This is a genomic window from Phocaeicola sp. RTP21198st1_B8_RTP21198_201120 (genome assembly GCF_040929485.1).
Lineage (GTDB): Bacteria > Bacteroidota > Bacteroidia > Bacteroidales > Bacteroidaceae > Phocaeicola > Phocaeicola dorei.
Map to the genome: position 1 here is coordinate 1 of NZ_JBCOCI010000146.1, position 5,114 is coordinate 5,114.

Genomic DNA, 5,114 nt, shown 5'->3' on the forward strand with positions numbered 1-5,114 from the left:
AGCTACCATCTATGATGCGGTGGTCAACCCCAAGACACGAAAGAGTCTGACCTCGGAACTTTCTGAAATAGATGCTAGAATATCAGGGAAAAAAGAATACTCTGTCGGAAAAAATATTATAAATCCATCGAATCTGACAGATGGATATTATTTGTGGCAAGACGGAAGTTTAAAACAGCTCTCCTCATATTGCGTAACAGTCTACATCTCCATAGAAGGCAATACACAATATCATATTAGTAAGACAGGTGTTGGTGGAGCATATCACGTTATCTTTGACGATAATTTAAAAGTATTGACTGCAATTAAGGACGGAACTGTTATCACCCCTGAAAATGCAGCTTATATAAGACTGTCAATATCTAAATCTCAGTTGGGTGCAGCGCAGATGGAGCTTGGAGATGTGGCAACATCCTATGAGCCTTTTACCGACAACTATGATAACGAGCAGAAGTTTGTGAGGCTTGAAACACAAATGGCGGCTGATAAGACAGAACTTGAAACACAAATGGCGGATAAGAAAAGTGTTTCGTTGGGTAAGAACTTATTTAACAAATTAACCGTAAAGAATGGGTATTATATTGATGCCTCAGGTAATTTAAAAACGAATTCGACCCTGTCTTTATCTCACTATATCAAAGTCAATCCAAATACATCATATTATATCCAAAATACGAATACGGGCGGTGCATCAAATGTCTGGTTTGACAAAGAATTTAATGCGATAGAAGAAGCGGCCAAATCAGGCGTGACTACCTCACCGTCAAACGCTGCTTACATCAGATTAAGCATATCAACTGCTGTCATTGATAATGCAATGTTCTTTGAGGGCGGCACTGCAACACCCTATGAGTCATATACAGAGAATTATGATAATGAGCAAAGGTTTGCGAAACAAGAAAAGGAGATAAATAATACTAATGCAACATTAGATACATTACAGAGTCAAATGCCTAAAGTGGTGGTCGGAAAAAACTTATTTGATCCGGATAAGGCAGGTAATGGATTTTTGCGTCAGAATGGAACAATTGCTAATAGTACCACTTATGTGACGTCCGATTATATAGCCGTAGAGGGGGAGAGGATGATAACAGCTCATCCCCTTGCTTTGGGACCAATTTATTTCAGTCAATACGATTCGGATAAGACATTCATAACTTCCACTCAAAATAAACAGACCTTAACCATTACACTGGAGAGTAATACAGCCTATGTCAGAGCGACATTCTTAGCTTCAAATTACAAGACAGAAGGACAGATTGAGTATGGTTCAACCGCAACTGAATACGAGCCTTTTCATTATGTAATTAGCGAGGAAAGTTTACCCGAAGGCATAGGCAGCGGAACGACACAGGATGAAGTTAAGCAAATTATAAATGAAGAAGTTTTCCCGGCAAAATTAGTATTGCCGTCCAGTTTGTATTTCAAAGCCAATCGGCAAAATAATTTATATTATAAGCAGGCTATAAAGTGCTCATGTCATGATAACTTTGATTTCTCAGTGTCAAACGCCACATTAAAGGTTTTCGACAGGCAATTGTCAGGGGTCCCCGTAGCTGCATCTGTTTTTAATAATAAGCTTACGCTTCGAAAATTTGGAAAATTGTTGCAAGAACTGCAAATCAAATTTAATATACTTGCCAATCCTTCATCCCATAAGACAGTTAAGATATTGGATAGTGGGGATAGTATATCTGATCTGGGTGGCTGGCAAGTTGAATTGAAAAATTTGCTTGAAGAAGATAATGTTACGGTTGAATATATCGGAACCATGATTAACCGCACTAAAACTACCGGTTCCAGTTATGCCGAAGATATTTGGGGTGAGGTACAGAGTGGTGGGAACATGTCCTTTATCACGGAACCCAAAGGGGCAGCAAAGATATTGACCGTTTCGGGGATTACAGAATTACCGGTTACAGGCTATCCCGGTACATCTTACTTGGATGGGAATAGTATATCTTGGGTAGTGAGAGGATTCAGACTGACAGCAGGGAGTGATGGTAAATATAGCGGAAAACTAAAATTGGGGAAATTCAGTTCAGACCCTAATTATGGTGATGGTACGGAAGATGATACGTCAGGAACAGGGAATTTCCCGTCAGGCGGTACAATCACAAAAACACAATCCGCTAATGGTAACACTTTGGCCGGTGATGCAACGATTACATACACATCTGCGGATGATGCGAGGTATAATCCGTTCTGGAATCCGTCAACTGATGAGTTGGATTTCAAATACTACTTCGATTATTGGGGATTTGATGCTCCTGACATCTTCATTCTCCAGTGGGGATACAACGAGGTAAAGTCTTATGAGGACGTAAATTCAGAAAGTGTACAGACTGCCAGATTACGTGCGAAACAAATTATTGATAAATTTCACAACCAGTATCCGGATACTAAATTCGTTTTTGGATTAGAGGTTTATGGTGCTGAACTTATGACTTTTTCGGGCGCTAGTAATAACAACAACAGCCCTAAGAAATATAGTGTATTGTCATTTGCCGAAGAAATCATATCACTGTTTGAAGGAAACGATGATACAGGTAATCCTTATAGCGACTATGTTACTCTTGTTCCTGTTTATGCGATGATGGACAATATATATGGATATGGCTCACTTTCTGAAAAATCACTATGTGACTTATACGGTGCAACTACGACAGTTCTACAAAATGGAAGAGACGGGGTTCATCCGAGTTATGATAGCGGTGGATTGCGTGAAATAGGAAGAGCGTATGAACCGGTTGTATTAGCTATTATAAATCTGTAGAATAACTCGGAAAATTATCAGTAACACTCAAAACATATATTTATGATACAAAAATTAATCATCAAAATAATGAATCATTTGTCCGTAGAAGTACATCCGGATGCGGAATGGTTTTAAACATAAGGGCTGACCTACACCAAGTTCAGCCCTTACATCATAGTTGATGGATTACTCTACTATTAAATACTTTATACCTGATCTTACTAAAACATAAGCATTAGTAGGATATTCTGATTTCGCCAATAATCCATCTACTGCCTTACAGTAATCTCCATCTTTAGGAAGATAGTTCTCTGAAACAAGAATATTATTTATTTCATACATGATATTTTTGGCACAAATAACTTTCCCGTCTGAGCTGTTGAACATAGCAACAGATTCAATTTTACCATTAGCCTTATCCCCATATAGATTCACCAAATTACCGGCTAATATCGAACTTTCAGTTTTATATGTCTGTGCAATATCCGTTATTTCATTAAAATACAGAGTTGGTTTGGGAAAATAAACAATACTATTCCCCCAGCCACTAATTTTCATCTTTACACCTGATTCTTTTAAGGAACCATTAAATAACGTTGAAAGCCCATAGAACTTGTTACCTATAAACCTGTAATCTATAAAACTATTTGGGGATGGAATATTTTCCGAGGGCAACACATTGGTTGCATCGGAATAAAAATAGCACCCTTTAAACAGGATAAAATGTCTTCCATATCCCATACTGCCAAAATGTCCTCTCAAGCATGGATTTATACAATTAGTAAAAATCAGATTCATGTTAGATGCAATATCTATACCTATTGCTTGGGAACCATACGGCCAGCTATCCGCAGCCTCTCCATTATTCTTTCCACTGTCGAATTCCACATTGTCAAACCATAATTTATTAGATTCGCTTTCTTTAATGCCATTAACATGCACGGTATATCTTACATTTTTCCCAAAAATATAAAAGTTGTGGAAACTGCAATTCCTAGTTTTTTTTATCAACAATGGATGTAAATTAGATACAGGAGTTGGAAAACCACTGTCAGGCATATCACATATTATTTTTGTAGCCCTATTACCAACACCGAACAAATGAATATTTTGCCTGTCAACCATTTCTATATAACAGACATAGTTTTCCTTTGATTCTCCCGATAACGGATCTTCCGTTGCAAAATGATTAAATGATGATGTCCTGAACTCCCCTACAGCAAAAATATACCATTGTTTGTCTGTATCTTTTGGTATGGAATTTATGGCCCTCTGAATGGAATTTACATTGGCTTTATATCCTACAAATATATTAATCCCGTCCTCAATAGCTTGAAATTGATTCGCCGTTTCCTGATTGGCATAACAATAGATAATATTACTTTTATAAACAATTCCATCAAGTCTATCTGTTATCTCCTTTATACTATCTTCGAAACCAGGCAATGATTCAGGTGAAATCTGAATATCAGGACTTAATTTTTTTCCTCCCCCCTCTATTCTCTTGACACTTGGAGTGCCTTCCAAATCATAGGCATTGCTTAATGTCCAAAGTATATAATTAAATGAGCCATCACAATAAATTTCATATTTTTTTGTCTCTGGTGAAGCCTCATTGATTAAGACTTCTGTTATTTTTCTTTCTACGGTTTTGGCAATTCTAAATACTGTTTGATTACTGACATTTGAAGAATCCAGTTTATACCTCAATCCTTTTGCCACAGGTATTCTTACAGACCAGTATCTTGCAGCAGTACCCAGTGTGCCTCCAGATGATATATAATCCTTAGACAAATAAGTGCTGTTGTAGATTTCTTCTTCTATCCCGCTTTCGGTTGTAATAATATTTGATACCTCTTCCTTTAAGCTTGTAAAGGATTTGTTTGTCTCAGTAATCTTGTCATTTAATTCTTCTATTGACGAGTCTAATATTACAAATTCAACAGATTCAGATTTTGTTAATGTAAAGTAAGCGGTAATGGCAGATTCCGGAGCCTCAATTACAGATTTTTCCCCAACAAATGTTTGGCTTGCTTTTAGCAAAATCCTATCGGATTCATCAACAAAAACATAGGCCCTAGCTTGTACAGAAACGCACTTTCCAGTAATCAGAAATCGATCTCCGGCTTTACATTCTAATTTTGTTGCTATGAATGTCGCATTGTTTGTGATTTTTTCTATACTTGATGCTATTTCTCCTTGATTACCATATACAATATAGGCCGTACTTTGATCAAAATTATCAATAATATTTTCTCCCTTTTTTTGATTAATAATATCCATTTTTAACTCGGAAAGTTCTGCTGTAAGACTCTTGCGTGTCTTGGGGTTGACCACAGCATCATAGATGGTAGCC

2 protein-coding genes are annotated in these 5,114 nt (G+C 37.1%); one reads left to right on the forward strand and one right to left on the reverse strand.

Going from position 1 to position 5,114, the window contains the following annotated elements; genetic code table 11:
- The coding region (locus AB5935_RS23390; RefSeq protein ID WP_368327618.1) for a hypothetical protein at positions 1-2,776 on the forward strand (2,776 nt) is incomplete at its 5' end.
- Positions 2,777-2,944: 168 nt separating this feature from the next.
- On the opposite strand, the gene AB5935_RS23395 is transcribed toward AB5935_RS23390, so the two are convergent.
- Positions 2,945-5,114, reverse strand: a 2,170-nt coding sequence (locus AB5935_RS23395; RefSeq protein WP_368327619.1) for a hypothetical protein, incomplete at its 5' end; no start/stop codon positions are given.